Here is a 14,932-nt window from a genome sequence, read left to right on the forward strand (position 1 = left end):
GTCGTCGCGCCGGGCTAAGCTCGGGAGATGTTGCGGATCTACGACACGCGGACCAGGCAGGTCGAGGAGCTCGCTCCCGGGCGGGCGGTGCGGATGTACACCTGCGGGCCGACGGTCTACCGCTACGCGCACGTGGGCAATCTGCGCACCTACCTGCTGTCCGACCTGATCAGACGGGTCCTGGAGCGGCGGCGGACGCGCGTGCTGGCCTGCCAGAACATCACCGACGTCGGCCACCTGACCGACGCCGGGGTCGACAAGGTGGTGGAGCAGGCGCAGGCGGAGGGGCGCTCCGTGCGGGAGCTGGCGCGCTTCTACGAGGACGCCTTCAGGAACGACACCGCCGCACTCAACCTCCGTCCGCCGGAGCACATGCCGCGCGCGAGCGAGACGATCGAGCTGATGATCGAGCTGATCGCCAAGCTGATCGAGAAGGGGCACGCGTATGTGGTGCCGGACGGGTCGGTGTTCTTCGACGTACGGACCTTTCCCACCTACGGCGAAATTTCCGGAAATCGCCTGGATGCCTTGAGGCCGGCCCACCGCGTCGAATCCGTCGACCCGCGCAAGCGCTTCCACGCGGACTGGGCCCTGTGGAAACCCGCCGAAGGCGAGCTCACTTGGGAGACGCCGTGGGGCCGGGGCTTCCCGGGATGGCACGTGGAGTGCTCGGCCATGTCGTTGCGGTTCCTCGGAGCTCCCTTCGACCTGCACACCGGCGGGATCGATCTGCGCTTCCCCCACCACGAGGACGAGCGGGCCCAGTCCAACGCGGCGGCGGGGCAGGAGGTGGTGCGGCACTGGGTGCACGGGGAGCACCTGCTGTTCGACGGGCGCAAGATGGCGAAGTCCACGGGCAACGTGGTGCTGCTTTCGGACGTGGTGGCGGCCGGGCTCGATCCGCTGGCCGTGCGGATGGCGTTCCTGGAGCATCGATACCGGCAGCAGATGAACCTGACGTGGGACACGCTGCGGGCGGCCGACCGCACGGTGCGGCGGTGGCGGGCGCGCGTGGCCGAGTGGGCCGAGTCGCCCAGCGCGCCGATGGCGTCCGCGTACGTGGAGCGGGTGGAGGCCGCCTTCGCCGACGACCTGGACACTCCCGGGGCGTTGCGGGTGCTGCGCGAGCTGGAGCGGGACGAGTCGGTGGCGCCAGGGGCCAAGTTCGAGTCCTTCCTGCACCTGGACCAGGTGCTCGCGCTGGATCTCTCCACGGATGTGGGCAAGGTGCCCGTGCTGCCGGCGGGGGCCGGCGAGCTCTTGGAGGCGCGGGACCGGGCGCGCGAGGCGAAGGACTGGAAGGAGGCGGACCGCCTTCGGGACGAACTGGCCGCCCTGGGCGTCCGCGTCTCCGACACCCCCGAAGGCCAGACCTGGACGTAGCCCTCGCACACCACCTGTCCCGCTGCCATGACTCCGGAACCCCAGCCGCCTACCAGCGGTGAAACCTTGACCGCCGCCTGTGATCGGCCGGCTCAAAGTCTCCTGCCAAGGACTGCGAAGTCGGCCGGAGGAGTGATCGCGAACTGCCACACTTGATGCCAGTTCGGCAAGTTGGAGGTGTCGGTGAGGCCCTATGCGTGGATGCCGCGTCCTTTGCGGTGGTTCGCTCGGGTGTTGACCGTTCTTCTCGCCCTGGCCCTCGTGGTGGCAGGGGTCCTCGTCTACACCGTGCGGAAGTCGTTCCCGCAGGTTGATGGATCGTTGCGGCTACCCGGCTTATCCCAAGATGTCGAGATTTATCGCGATAAATGGGGAATCCCGCATATCTATGCTGACAGCGGCGCCGACCTCTTCATGGCTCAAGGGTTCGTCCACGCCCAGGACCGCTTCTACGAGATGGACTTCCGCCGCCACATGACCGCCGGCCGCCTCTCGGAGCTCTTCGGCAAGGCCACTCTCGGCACCGACAAGGCGCTCAGGACCATGGGCTGGCGCAGGGTCGCCGAGCGCGAACTGCCCGAGCTGGCAGACCAGACCCGGGCCTATCTGGACGCGTACGCCAAAGGCGTGAACGCCTGGCTCAGCGCCAACCCCAACGCCTCCGACCGCAGCCTCGAATACTCGATACTCAAGCTCCAGAACGGCGACTACAAGCCCGAGCCGTGGACCGCGGTCGACTCGCTCGCCTGGTTGAAGGCCATGGCCTGGGACCTGCGCTCCAACATGGAGGACGAGATCGACCGCGCCCTCATCGCCGCCAAGCTGCCCAGGGAGCGGGTCGAGCAGCTCTACCCCGGCTACCCGTACGACCGCCACTCCCCGATCGTCACCGAGGGCACCATCAACGAGGACCGCTTCGACCAGCGGGCCGAGCCGCGGTTACGCGCCGGCGTCGGCGCGCTGACCCAGGCGGCCAAGACGCTCGACGCCGTGCCGAGCACGATGGGCACCGAGGACCGCGAAGGCGTCGGGTCGAACTCGTGGGTGATCTCCGGCGAGCACACCGTCAGCGGCAAGCCGCTGCTGGCCAACGACCCGCACCTGTCGCCGCAGATGCCGTCCGTCTGGTACCAGGCGGGGCTGCACTGCAGGACGGTGTCGGAGGAGTGCCCGTACGACGTCACGGGCTTCACCTTCTCCGGCGTTCCCGGCGTGATCATCGGGCACACGGACAAGATCGCGTGGGGTTTCACGAACCTGGGTCCCGACGTGGCCGACTTGTTCCTGGAGAAGGTGGACGGCGACACGTACCTGTACAAGGGCGCGCAGGTGAAGCTGGAGACCCGGCAGGAGCAGATCAAGGTGGCCGGCGCCTCGCCTGTCACGATCACCGTGAAGAGCACCGTGCACGGCCCGCTGATCAACGAGGTGATCGGCGACGCCAAGCCCACCGGCGAGGCCAACGCGGTGGCGCTGCAGTGGACGGCGCTGACCCCCGGCAGAAGCGCCGATGCGATCTTCGCGTTGAACAAGGCCGCGGACTGGCAGGAGTTCAAAGCCGCGGCGGCGCTGTTCGAGGTGCCCGCCCAGAACCTGGTGTACGCCGACACCACAGGCAAGATCGGCTACCAGGCGCCCGGACGTATCCCCGTACGCCTGCAAGGCGACGGCACCTGGCCGGTCCCCGGGTGGACGGGCGAGTACGACTGGAGGCCGGCGCCCATCCCGTACGACCAGCTGCCGTCAGTGGAGGACCCGGCGGACGGTTTCATCGTGACGGCGAACAACGCGGTCATCGACCCCAGACGGTACCGGCCGCTGCTGACCGAGGACTGGGCGTACGGCTACCGCTCCGAGCGCATCCGCGACCTCGTCAAGGACGCGATCGAGAAGGGCAAGGTCGACGCGGCGGCCATGTCGCGGATCCAGCAGGACACCCGCAACGGCTTCGCCGAGACCTTGGTGCCCGCGCTGATGGAGGTGGACCTGGCGGGCCCGAGCGTCCAGGCCAGGGAGCTGCTGAAGTCGTGGGACGGCACGCAGACCGCCGATTCGGCGCCCGCCGCGTTCTTCAACGCGGTCTGGCGGCAGTTGCTCGTGCTGACGTTCAACGACGAGCTGCCGGAGGGCGCCAGGCCGGCCGGAGGCGACCGCTGGTATGAGGTGATCAGGCGCCTGCTCGAACTTCCGGACGACCCCTTCTGGGATGACGTGACCACGAAGAACCGTACGGAGACGCGTGACGACATCCTGCGGCAGGCGATGGCGTCGGCGTACCACGAACTGTCGGAGCGGCTCGGAGAGGACACGGGTGCGTGGCGGTGGGGCGACCTGCACCAGCTCGATCTGGTCAACGGCTCGCTCGGGACCTCGGGGATCGCGCCGATCGAGCGGTTGTTCAACCGCGGCCCGCTCGCCGTGGCGGGAAGCAAGGACGCGCTGAACGCCACGGGTTGGAACGTTCAGAGGGACTACACGGTCACCGCCGTGCCGTCGATGCGCATGATCGTCGACCTGTCCGACGTGGACGCCTCCCAATGGATCAACCTGACGGGCGCCTCCGGGCATGCCTTCCACGACAACTACTTCGACCAGGCGGAGGTGTGGTCGAGGGGCGGCCTGCTGCCGATGCACTCCAAACCGGAGTCGGTCAAGAAGGCCGCCGTGCACACCCTGAGGTTGACCCGCTGAGCCGGGGGCGCGTACGACCAGCGTCGTAGTCGCGATCCAAACCCCAGGCCGACGCGCGGGACCGGCCCGGCCTGCCAGGCTTTCCGCATGCATCGCCTGTGGTATCTCATCGGAGTCCTGCTCGTGCTCGCGGGCCTGGTCCACCTGGGCGTGTTCGTCGTGGACGGCGGGCCCTGGGAGGGCGCGGTGTCGTGGCGCAAGCCGTTCACGTTCGGCGTGTCGTTCGGGCTGAGCGTCCTGACCCTGACCTGGGTCTCCCAGTTCGTACGGATCCGCGCCCGCCCCCTCTGGGTCGGCGCTTTCGCGATCGCCTCCACGGTGGAGGTCGCCCTGATCACCCTTCAGGCGTGGCGCGGCGTCCCGTCGCACTTCAATATGGAGACCGCCGTCGACGCGGCCATCGCGAGGACCCTGGCGGCGGGCGGCGGGGTGCTCGTCGCCGTCGCGATCGCCATGACTGTCGCCGCCTTCCGCGCGGGCGCCGGCCTCGCACCCAGCATGCGTCTGGCCGTGCGGGCGGGCTTCGCCACCTTACTGGCAGCCATGGTCTTCGGCGCCGTCATGATCGCCCGTGGGATCGTCGAGGTGATATCGGGCGACCAGCAGCTCGCCTACACGGTGGCCGTCACGCTGAAGCCGGCACATGCCGTGTTCATGCACGGTGTCCTGCTCATGCCCGCGCTGGCCTGGCTCCTGGCCCGCACACCATACGCGGAGGCCCAGCGTCTGCGTCTGGTGCGCCTGGCGACCTGGACCTACGTCGTGTTCGCCGCGGCCGTGTCGGCCCTCGCCCTGGCCGGCGTCACGCTCGTGAGCCCGTCGACCGCCTCGATGCTCTGCGCCGGGGCGATCTCCGGCCTGGCCATCGGCGTCCTCGCCCTTGGGCGCCTCAAGCGCCTGCGGCCCGCAGGTGTCCACCCTCAGTGATCCGTTCCGCCTCCGATCTCAGGGAATCGAAGCCATCATCTTGACTGAAGGCTGTCAACCTTGGCTGCCGCCGCCCCTCCTCCACCACAGCGGCGCGCGGGGGTACCCGCCGTCCTCCAGATCGGCCAGCCGCTCGAAAATGTTGTACGTCGCCTGGTGCCCGCACAACATGACCGACACCAGCATGGCCAGCAGGTAGAGCGGCAACATGGGCAATCCGACGCACCAGGCCCACTGGGTGGCGTGCCGCCCTTCGTGCAGGAGAAGCCGGTCGCTCAGCGAATCCCACCTGGTCAGGACGACGTTTCCCACGGTGAACGCCCCCGCGATGGGGAAGCGGTAGCGGTAGCCGAAGGCGAGGATGAGCCCGTTGGGGCCGGGTCGCCGGGTGGCGCCACCGATGATCGAGATCAGCAATCCGAGCGGAGTGGCGAGGTTGAGGTAGTTCGCCACGCGCCGGAACCGAAAGCGCCTGTCCATGCGTCTCAGTCTTGACCAATCTTGACATGTCGGAATAATGACCAGGGTCCTGAAATCTCCCAGAAGAACAGGATTATGAGATTCTCCATCCTGGGCGCGCTGCTCGGCACCGTCGCACTGGCAGGAGCCGGCGGAGTTGCGATCACCCAGACGTCAGCGTCCGATCCCCTACGATTGTCCGACAGCTCCGTCAACGGGCGGGTGGCTTTAGCCGTCGCGACTCCGACCGGTTCTCCCACGGAGACGCCGCCCCCCACCGCCCCAGAGACGCCGGTCCCGACTCCCCCGGAGACGCCGACCGCCACTCCCACGGACTCACCGCCCGCCGAGGACTATGTCGTCACGACGACGGTGGTCAAGAGGAGAGGCACGTCCTTCCTGGACGTCTCCATCGAGTACACCGGGGCCGCCATCTTCAGCGTCAAGCAGAGGGTGTGCAAGCGCAGGTCGTGCAAGACCGCGAGCGCGGACATCCCCGTAACCGAAGGAACAGGACAATCCATCAAGAGACTGGGCTGGGGCACGTACAAGAAGCGTGGTGAGCCCGCCGTCACCGTGACACCTCTGCCGACCGTGACGGTCACGGTGCCAGGCCCCACGGTCACGGTCACCGAGCCCGGCCCGACGGTGACGGTCACCTGTCAGCCCGCACCGACGGAAACCGTCACGCCGACCGACGTCCCCACGCAGACGCCGACGGCGACGGTGACCCCGACCGAGACGCCCACGACCACACCGACCGAGACCCCGACGCCGACCCAGACCGCGACTCCGACGGACACACCTACCGGAACGCCGACCGAAACCCCGACAGGGACCCCGACGGACACGGTGTCGCCGACGGCGCCTCCCACGGAGATCCCCGTCTGCCCGGCGCCGGAGCAACCCTCGGAACCCCCGGCGGAAACGGCACCGCCGACGGACGCAGTGCCGCCGACCCCGACCGAAACCCCCACCACGACACCGACGGAAACGGCCACCACTCCCACCCAGTGACAGTGGGACAACGACCGACCGTCTGATCGGGCCAGGCCATCGCGCCTGGCCCGACTCATGTCCGGAAACCACAATCCAACCCGGCACGCCCGAACAGCCCGCTGGCCCATGCCCGCACGTCCACAGGGCGCCGCGCCTGTGCGCGGGGTTTCGTGCGGCGGGGCCGCCTAGAGGCGCCGGTACCGGCCCTCGTGGTACATGAGCGGCGCCTCCTCGGACGGCATCCCCATCGAGGTCACCGCACCCACCACGATCGAGTGGTCCCCGCCCTCGTGGACATCCGTCGTCGTGCACTCCAGCGTGGCGATCGCCGCGTCGAACAAGGCCACCCCCGACTCCCCACGATGGTGCGGCCACCGGGCGAGTTGCCCGTTCAACGGCCGTCCCCGGTGCGCGAAGAACCGCGAGGCCTCCTCCATCGAGGCAGGCAGCACGGACACCCCCCACACGCCCGCCTCGAGCACCGCGTCGTGGAAGCGGGCCACCTTCTCTGCGCAGAAGAGCACGAGCAGCGGTTCGAGCGAGACGGAGGTGAAGGAGTTCACCGTCATGGCGTGATCAGTGCCGCCGAGCCTGGTCGTGACGATCGCGACTCCGGTGGCGAAGCGGCCGACGACCTTGCGATACGCTCCCGGGTCCACATGCCGCTCTGTCCAATGCACGAAGTTACTTTATGCCGCTACATCGGATTCTTCGGAGAATACCCCCGCAGAAGCCACGATTCCCCACCCGAAGAGGGTGAAAGCAAGTAGGCCATGACAAGGGCCGCAAGCCCCCCGTACAGGTAGATGTAGCCGGCCGTCCCCTGCGCGATGACGAGGTCCCCGGATCCCAGCTCCACCGTGAACGGCAACGTCACCAGCAACCACCCGCCCGCCGCCGCGGCGGCCCCGAGCCGCGCGCGCATCAGCTTGCCCGCCCCCAGGGACACCCCGAACAGCGCCAGCACCCAGACGACGGCTCCGACCGGGATCGGGCCGACCTGCCACACCGGATGCGTGAACCCGCCCACGACCCCTATGACGATCCCCAGCACGAACAGCATGCCGTAGGCCGCCCCACCCAGCGCCGACTCGGCCTGGCTGCGATGCTCCATGTCGACTGAGGTTAGTGGATGCCCGCGAAGAGATCGTTCTCCCGGTTGTGCGGCTCACCGAGGCCGCCTGCCTCGATCGGCGGTCCGGGCACGGGCCGGCCGGGCACCCCGATGGCCAGAATGTAGTGCTCCACGCCCAGCACCTCCTGGCCGATGTTGTTGGACAGGGCGAACCAAGGGTCCTGGACGCTGATCTGGGTGGCGTGCGCGCGCATCGCCTCGATCTTGTTGCCGATCCACGGGCGTGCGTCGATCTCGGTGGTGATGTCCTCGTCCCGGTTGCCGAAGGGCAGGTCGTCGACGCTCTCGGTGATGAAGTCGACGTCGGCCTCGCGCAGCGCCTCGGCCGTGCGCCGCATGACGGACCTGGGCAAGGCCGTGTGGTAGAACTTCGCGATCTGCCACGCTTCGCCGTCGCCGAAGTCCGGTTTCGCGGCCAACTCGAACGCCCTGCGCGAAACGCGATGGGCCTGGATGTGGTCGGGGTGGCCGTAGAAGCCGTTGTCGTCGTACGTGACCAGCACCTGCGGGCGTACCTCGCGGATGACCTTGACGAGCTCACCCGCCGCCTCGTCGAGGTCGGCGCGCCAGAACGCGCGGGGGTGATCGTTGGACGCGGCTCCCATCATCCCCGAGTCCCGCCACCGACCGCGCCCGCCGAGGAAACGGTGGTCCTCGACGCCGAGCGCCTGGCAGGCGGCGTCGAGCTCGCCGATCCGGTACGGGCCGAGCGCGTCGTCCTGGTCGGCGGCCAGGTGGGCGAGATCGCTGGGGATGATCTCCCCTTCCTCGCCCAGCGTGCAGGTCACCAGCGTGACGTGGGCGCCCTCGGCGACGTATTTCGCCATGGTCGCGCCGGTGCCGATCGACTCGTCGTCCGGGTGGGCGTGCACGAGCAGGAGCCGTCGATCCGTCATGGTCATGAGCGTACCGACAAGAAACCTGCTCATCAGACCCCGGCCCGGCGATGGCCGTACCGACAAGAAACCTGCTCATAGACCGCCGCCCCCCTGTCATGCCCGCAGAAGGCCGTAGCGGCGGTCATTTAGCAGGTTTCTCATCGGCGATGGCAGGATTGGGGCCATGAGCGAGAGCTTCCCGCGTCTGTCTGCCAGGACCCGCCGGTTCACCCTCGGGGTGCCCAGAGGCTTCACGATCTCGCCGGACGGCGGCCGGGTGGTGTTCCTGCGGACGCGTTCGGGCACCGACCCGGTGACGTGCCTGTGGGAGCTCGACACGGACACGCACGTCGAACGGCTGGTCGTCGATCCGCGTACGCTCCACGGCGACGAGGAGGATCTGCCGCCAGAGGAGCGGGCCAGGCGCGAGCGCAGCCGCGAGGCGGCGGGCGGCGTGGTCGCTTACGCCACTGACACCGACGTGACGAGGGCCTGCTTCGCCCTGTCCGGCGGCCTCTACGTCGTCGACCTCGCCACCGGCCAGGCGCGCAAGCTGGAGACGCCGGGCGCGGTCATCGACCCCCGGCTGTCCCCCGGCGGGCGACATGTCGCTTATGTGACGGGAGGCGCCCTCCACGTCCAGGACCTGGCAACGGGTGAGGACCGGGCGCTGGCCAGGCCGGAGTCGGAGACGGTGACGTACGGGCTGGCCGAGTTCATCGCCGCTGAGGAGATGGACAGGATGCGCGGCTACTGGTGGGCGCCGTCAGGCGACGCGCTGCTGGTGGAGCGGGCGGACGAAGCCCCGGTCCACACCTGGCACATCGCCGACCCGGCCAACCCGGACCGGCCCGCGACCGCCCAGCGCTACCCCGCCGCCGGCACGCCCAACGCACTGACCGAGCTCTACGTGCTGGGGCTCGACGGGTCGCGGGTCGCGGTGCCGTACGCGGAGGAATACCTGGCCACGGCCGCCTGGGACACTCACGCGCTGTCGATCGTGACGCTGACCCGCGACCAGAAGACGATGCGGCTGTTCACGGTCGACCCGGCGACAGGCGCCTCCACCCTCGTCCGCGAGGACACCGACCCGGCCTGGGTCGACATCGTCACCGGCGTGCCCGCCCACCTCGACGACGGTTCGCTGGTCTGGGTGGCCAACGGCGACGGCGGCCACCGCCTCTTCGTGGGCGACCGCGCCGTCACGCCGCCGACGCTCCAGGTGCGGGCCGTGCTCGACGTCGATCACGACAGCGTGTTGTTCAGCGCGAGCGGCGACCCGACCGAGATCCAGCTGTGGACGTGGGACGGGCACTCACTGCTGCCGGTCTCGACCCGTTCTGGGGTGTTCTCGGGTCGGATGGCGGGCGGGGTGGGTGTGCTCACCGAGCAGAGCCTCGAGACCGAGGGTGTGTCGACCACTGTCGTACGCCGCGACGGCATGGCCGTGCCGATCCCGTCCGTCGCCGAGCGCCCCGGACTCGACCTGCGGGTCTCGATCGGCCGCTCGGGCCGCAGGGAGCTCGCCACCGCCGTGGTGCTGCCCTCGTGGCACGAGCAGGGCTCGGGCAAGCTGCCCGTCCTCATGGACCCGTACGGCGGCCCGCACGCGCAGCGGGTGCTCAACCGGCGCGGCGCGTTCCTGGAGAGCCAGTGGTTCGCCGAGCAGGGCTTCGCCGTCGTCGTGGCCGACGGCCGCGGCACCCCGGGCCGGGGCACCGCCTTCGAGCGGGCAGTGCTCGGCGATCTGGCGACCCCGGCGCTCGAGGACCAGATCGACGCCCTGCAGGGCGTGGCCGAGCAATACGGCGACGACCTCGACCTGACGAAGGTGGCCATTCGCGGCTGGTCGTTCGGCGGCTTCCTGGCCGCGCTCGCGGTGTTGCGACGCCCTGACGTGTTCCACGCGGCCGTGGCGGGGGCGCCGGTGACGGACTGGCGGCTGTACGACACGTGCTACACCGAGCGATACCTGGGCCATCCGGATGAGCAGCCCGAGGTATACGAGAAGTCCTCGTTGTTCGCGGACGCCGCCAAGCTCGATCGGCCGTTGCTGCTGATCCACGGCCTGGCCGACGACAACGTCGTGGCCGCGCACACGCTCCGCCTGTCGTCGGCCCTGCTCGCGGCCGGCCGCCAGCACAATGTGCTTCCGCTCTCCGGCGTCACGCACATGACGCCCCAGGAGGTCGTGGCGGAGAACCTACTGCTGCTCCAGGTGGACTTCCTGAAGAAGGCGCTGGGCGTGGCCTCCTGACCGGCCGCCGCCGGTTCACTCGGCGGCACCGGCGTGGTCGTACGCCTGCTGCTCCGCCCGTATCCGCCGCCACACCAGGTACCACATGAGCGTGGAGAGGGCTCCGAACAGGGCGAACAGCCCCAGCATCATGCCCACCTCGCCCCAGTCCAACGGGCCGGCGGTCTCGGTGAACAGCAGGTAGACGAAGAACCCGGCGATCGGGATGAACGTCAAGGCCCACAGGGCCTTGTTCCAGTTGAACAGTTTCGCGCCGTCCAGCATCGGGATGGGCAGCAGAGCGAACACCACTGCTTCCAGGACGACCAGCACGAAGACGCCGACCAAGAGGTCGAGCCCGGTGGCGTCGGCCGTTGCCGTGCGTTCGGCCGCGTGGTCCAGTCCCTCCCAGAAGAACCTCGCCGAAGAAGCCGCCAGGGACGTTGTGCCGGCGGCTGTCCCTGGGCAGAGCAGGACCGGCAGTAGCCCGCTCAGCACCATCACGATCCTGCGGAAGCGCCCCACGCCTTGGATATCGTGTCCCGGTCCACAGCCGTTTCCCGGGGTCGGCTCAGGATCGGGTGCTTGCCGGAGTGCCGTGCCAGCTGGCCCAGAGGGCGGCGTAGGAGCCGCCCTCGGCGACCAGCTCGTCATGCGACCCGAGCTCGCTGATCCGCCCGTCCTCCACGACCGCCACCCGATCCGCGTCGTGCGCCGTGTACAGCCGGTGCGCGATCGCGATCACCGTCCGCCCGTCCAGCACGGCGGCCAGGGAACGCTCCAGGTGTCTGGCCGCCCGGGGGTCGATGAGCGAGGTGGCCTCGTCCAGCACGAGGGTGTGCGGGTCGGCGAGCACCAGCCGGGCCAGCGCGAGTTGCTGGGCCTGGGCGGGTGAGACGGCGAGGCCGCCGGAGCCGACCTGGGTCTCCAGCCCGGACGGCAGCTCCTGCACCCAGTCGAGCGCGTCCACGGCCTCCAGCGCCTTGCGCACGGCCGCGTCGTCGGCGTCGGGCCGGGCGATCAGGAGGTTGTCGCGCATGGTGCCCTTGAACACGTGATGTTCCTGGGTGACCAGCGCGACGTGTCCCCGCAGATCGTTCAGCGGCAGGTCCACGAGCGGCACGCCGCCCACGGTCACCGTGCCGGTGCGGGGGCCGTGGATGCCCGCCAGCAACCGTCCCAGCGTGGACTTGCCGGCCCCGGACGGTCCCACCATGGCCAGCCGTTCGCCGGGCTGAACGGTCAGCGACACACCGTGCAGCACGTCGCGGCCTTCGCGGTAGGCGTACCGGACGTCGGAGGCCTCCAGCAACTCGCCGGAGGGGCGCGCGGAGGAGGCCGCGCGGTCGTCGGGCACGTTGGCCACGCCGAGGAGCCGCGCCATGGCGGCGCCGCCCACCTGAAGCTCGTCGATCCACATCAGGAACCTGTCGAGCGGGTCGATCAGCTGCTGGGCGTAGAGCGCGGCGGCGGTCACCTGGAGGAGCGTCACCCAGCCGTTGATGTAGAACAGCCCGCCGACCAGCAGCGCGCTCACCACGGGGATGACGTAGCCCAGCTCGACGGCGGGGTACCACCTGACGCGCAGCCCGAGCGTGTACCGCTCGGCCGCGTACGAGCGCCGGATGTCCCCGTCGGTGCGCTCCCGGCGGCGCTCGTGGAGGCCCAGTGCCTCCACGGCCCTGGCGCCTTCGACGGTCTCGGCCAGCCCCTCGGTCATGTCGGCGTAGGCGGCGTTCTCGCGCAGGTAGCCGTCGCGTGCCCGCCGCAGGTACCAGCGGGTGGCCACCCCGAGCACCGGTCCCGCGAGCAGCATCGGCAGCATGAGCAGCGGGCTGACCAGCACCAGCGCGCCCACGGTGATCAGGAACGTGACCATCGCGATCAGCGTCTCCGGCACGGCGTGTCGTACGGTGCGCGACAAGGAGTCCACGTCGCGCGAGGTTCTGGTGATCAGGTCGCCGGAGCCGGCCCGCTCGACCGTGGACAGCGGGAGGGCGAGCACCTGCTCCACGAATTCCTCACGCAGCTCGGCCAGCACCTTCTCGCCGAGCTTGGCGGAGGCCAGCACGGCGTACCGCATGAGCACGCCCTGCAGCAGCAGGAACCCGCCGATGGCGGCGGCCACGAAGGCGATGTCGACCTCGGCGCCGCGCTCGACGTTCTCGACCAGGCCGCCGAGTTGCCACGGCACGACCAGCCCGGCGACGGCGGCCAGCCCGTGCAGGAGGAGGGCCACCGTGAGCCGGCGCGGGTATTTGAGCGTCAGCCGCCTGGCGTAGGCGCGCACCTGTTTCCGGTCGGCGACCGGCAGGATTTCCCGTGCCACAGGTCAGTCCTCTCCACGAGTGACGGTCGCCGCGTATTCGGGCGAGCTGTCCAGCAACTGCCGGTGCGTGCCCTCGGCGAGGACCCGGCCGCCCTCGACGTAGATGACGTGGTCCGTGCGGTCGAGCACCAGCGGGCTGGTGGTGCAGATCAGCGTGGTCTTCCCGATGCGGCTCCTGGTCAGCCGCTCGGCGATGCGGGCCTCGCTGTGGGCGTCCACGGCGCTGGTGGGCTCGACCAGGATGAGCACTTCCGGGTCGGCCAGCAGCGCCCTGACCAGCCGCAGGCGCTGCTGCTGCCCGCCGGAGAACTCCCGCCCCGCCTCGGCCACCCACGTGTCGAGCCCGTCGGGCAGGGCCTCGATGATGTCCTCCGCACAGGCGGTGTAGAGCGCCTCGCGCATCCGCTCGTCGTCGGCCCCGTCGATGAGGCCGATGCCGCCCTCGAACCCACCGCCGCCCGGCTGGCCGCCGCGCCGCCCAGGGAGGCCGGCCTGGACGAGCGCCCGCATCCGCCCGGGAGCGGTGTCGCGGCCGCCCGGCCGACAGTCGCCGTCGGCGTCCGGGCTTGGAGCGTGGTCGGTGTGAGAGGGCAGGAGGCTGGTGCGGACGGTCAGTTCGTCGCGGAGGCGGCCGGTGAAGAGGCGGGCGGCGTTGTCGGCGACGAGGATGCGGTGGCGGACCTCGTCCAGCGGCAGGCTGCTGAGGTCGGCCGCCCCGAACGTGACGTCCCCGTTCGTGTAGCGGCCAAGCCGGTCGGCGATGGCGATGGCGTCCTCGGGCGCGTTCGCGGCCACCGCTGTGAGCATGCCCGGCTGCACCGTGACCCCGCTGTACGAGTCCCGCAGCACCCCGCCCTCGCTGCTTCCCCGGCCGCCCTTGACCTCGGGCTCCATGGCCAGGATGCGGATCACCCGCCCGGCCGCCACATGTCCCTTGGTGAGCTTGTCCGCCATCTCGGTGAGGGTGCGCATGGGCCCGATGAGGAACACCGCATACAGGTAGAACGCGACGAGTTGCCCGGTGGGGATCTCCCCGGCCACGGCGAAGGAGGCGCCGATGCCCGTGACGATCGCGATCAGCACACCGGGCAGCACGATCTGAGCGCCTTCCAGCACCGACTCGACACGCACCACGCGTACGCCGGCCTGCCGCACCTGCTGCGACTCCTCCCGATAACGCCCGGCGAAGACCTGCTCACCGCCGATGCCACGCAGCACCCGCAGCCCGGCCACGATGTCGGCGGCCCTGGTGGACAGCTCGCCACTCAGCTCGCGCTGCCTGGCCTGCCGCCGGTGCAGGGGCTTGAGCAGCGGCCCTACGGCGACGGCCATGAGCGGCACGCCGAACAGCACGAGCAGCCCGAGCGGCAGCGAGGTCGAGATGAGGATCACGGTGACCGTGATGATCGCCACGACCGAGCCGGTGCCGCGCAGCAGGATGTCCATGGAGTTGCCGATGTGGGCGATGTCGGAGTTGCCGACGCTGACGACCTCGCCGGTCGAGAGCCGCTTCGGCAGCGTGGCGCCGAGCCTGGCGGCCTGCCTGGCGGTGAGTTGCACGGTGCGGTATGCGGCGGCCAGCCAGTTGTAGACGGCCAGCCGGTGCCGCATGACCCCGCCGAACGCCTGCAGCAGCCCCAGCCCGAACAGGATGGACGCCCAGGTCACAAGCGCCCTGGTGTCCTTGGCGGTGACGGCCTCGATGCCCTTCCCGAGCACCGCCGGCATCAATGCCTGCACCAGCCACCACAGGGTCGCGTATCCGATGCCCGCGAGCAGGGCACGGGACTGCCGCCGCGCGTTCCACCACAGAAAGCGGAGCGGGCTGCGAATGTCGGGCACGCCGGGATCGGCCTCAGGAAGGGAGCGCATAGGGAGTCAAGGTTGACAAGGCG

The 14,932-nt window shown here is 69.9% G+C and carries 12 protein-coding genes; 5 read left to right on the forward strand and 7 right to left on the reverse strand.

Annotation, left to right across the window (positions count from 1 at the left end; genetic code table 11):
* Window positions 1-27 precede the first annotated feature (27 nt).
* From cysS to EDD27_RS36090, 3 genes are all read left to right on the forward strand, one after another.
* Window positions 28-1,383 (forward strand): cysteine--tRNA ligase, encoded by a 1,356-nt coding sequence (cysS, locus tag EDD27_RS36080; protein ID WP_127936370.1) that lies wholly within the window; start codon window positions 28-30, stop codon window positions 1,381-1,383.
* A 201-nt stretch (window positions 1,384-1,584) separates the two neighbouring features.
* Entirely contained in the window at window positions 1,585-4,074 is a 2,490-nt protein-coding gene (locus EDD27_RS36085; protein WP_127936371.1) for a penicillin acylase family protein, read from the forward strand.
* 87 nt (window positions 4,075-4,161) lie between these two features.
* Window positions 4,162-5,001: a hypothetical protein gene (locus tag EDD27_RS36090; protein ID WP_127936372.1), complete on the forward strand. Its 840-nt coding sequence runs from the start codon at window positions 4,162-4,164 to the stop codon at window positions 4,999-5,001.
* A 54-nt stretch (window positions 5,002-5,055) separates the two neighbouring features.
* Here the strand turns inward: EDD27_RS36090 and EDD27_RS36095 are convergent, their stop codons facing one another.
* A complete protein-coding gene (locus tag EDD27_RS36095) occupies window positions 5,056-5,481 on the reverse strand; it encodes a hypothetical protein (RefSeq protein WP_127936373.1) in 426 nt (141 codons plus the stop codon).
* Window positions 5,482-5,556: 75 nt separating this feature from the next.
* Here EDD27_RS36095 and EDD27_RS36100 point away from each other — a divergent pair, with 75 nt between their 5' ends.
* The gene (locus EDD27_RS36100; protein ID WP_127936374.1) at window positions 5,557-6,477 is read left to right on the forward strand and encodes a hypothetical protein; all 921 of its coding nucleotides are present in this window, start codon (window positions 5,557-5,559) and stop codon (window positions 6,475-6,477) included.
* Between the two features lie 167 nt (window positions 6,478-6,644).
* Here the strand turns inward: EDD27_RS36100 and EDD27_RS36105 are convergent, their stop codons facing one another.
* Genes EDD27_RS36105 through mshB form a run of 3 tightly spaced genes read right to left on the reverse strand, consistent with a single transcriptional unit; the run spans window position 6,645 to window position 8,490 of the window.
* A complete protein-coding gene (locus EDD27_RS36105) occupies window positions 6,645-7,139 on the reverse strand; it encodes a flavin reductase family protein (RefSeq protein WP_241564442.1) in 495 nt (164 codons plus the stop codon).
* A gap of 17 nt (window positions 7,140-7,156) precedes the next feature.
* The gene (locus EDD27_RS36110; protein ID WP_127936375.1) at window positions 7,157-7,573 is read right to left on the reverse strand and encodes a DUF6113 family protein; all 417 of its coding nucleotides are present in this window, start codon (window positions 7,571-7,573) and stop codon (window positions 7,157-7,159) included.
* A gap of 11 nt (window positions 7,574-7,584) precedes the next feature.
* Window positions 7,585-8,490, reverse strand: coding sequence for an N-acetyl-1-D-myo-inositol-2-amino-2-deoxy-alpha-D-glucopyranoside deacetylase (gene mshB, locus EDD27_RS36115; RefSeq protein WP_127936376.1), 906 nt, complete (start codon window positions 8,488-8,490; stop codon window positions 7,585-7,587).
* Window positions 8,491-8,656: 166 nt separating this feature from the next.
* Here mshB and EDD27_RS36120 point away from each other — a divergent pair, with 166 nt between their 5' ends.
* Complete coding sequence (locus tag EDD27_RS36120) at window positions 8,657-10,729, forward strand: S9 family peptidase (RefSeq protein WP_127936377.1); 2,073 nt, start codon at window positions 8,657-8,659, stop codon at window positions 10,727-10,729.
* A 15-nt stretch (window positions 10,730-10,744) separates the two neighbouring features.
* On the opposite strand, the gene EDD27_RS54770 is transcribed toward EDD27_RS36120, so the two are convergent.
* Genes EDD27_RS54770 through EDD27_RS36135 form a run of 3 tightly spaced genes read right to left on the reverse strand, consistent with a single transcriptional unit; the run spans window position 10,745 to window position 14,909 of the window.
* On the reverse strand, window positions 10,745-11,233 hold the full coding sequence (locus tag EDD27_RS54770; RefSeq protein ID WP_164903943.1) for a hypothetical protein: 489 nt from the start codon (window positions 11,231-11,233) through the stop codon (window positions 10,745-10,747).
* Between the two features lie 46 nt (window positions 11,234-11,279).
* Entirely contained in the window at window positions 11,280-13,037 is a 1,758-nt protein-coding gene (locus EDD27_RS36130) for an ABC transporter ATP-binding protein (protein ID WP_127936378.1), read from the reverse strand.
* 3 nt (window positions 13,038-13,040) lie between these two features.
* Complete coding sequence (locus EDD27_RS36135; RefSeq protein WP_164903944.1) at window positions 13,041-14,909, reverse strand: ABC transporter ATP-binding protein; 1,869 nt, start codon at window positions 14,907-14,909, stop codon at window positions 13,041-13,043.
* Window positions 14,910-14,932 lie beyond the last annotated feature (23 nt).

The organism is Nonomuraea polychroma (genome assembly GCF_004011505.1).
GTDB classification, from domain to species: domain Bacteria; phylum Actinomycetota; class Actinomycetes; order Streptosporangiales; family Streptosporangiaceae; genus Nonomuraea; species Nonomuraea polychroma.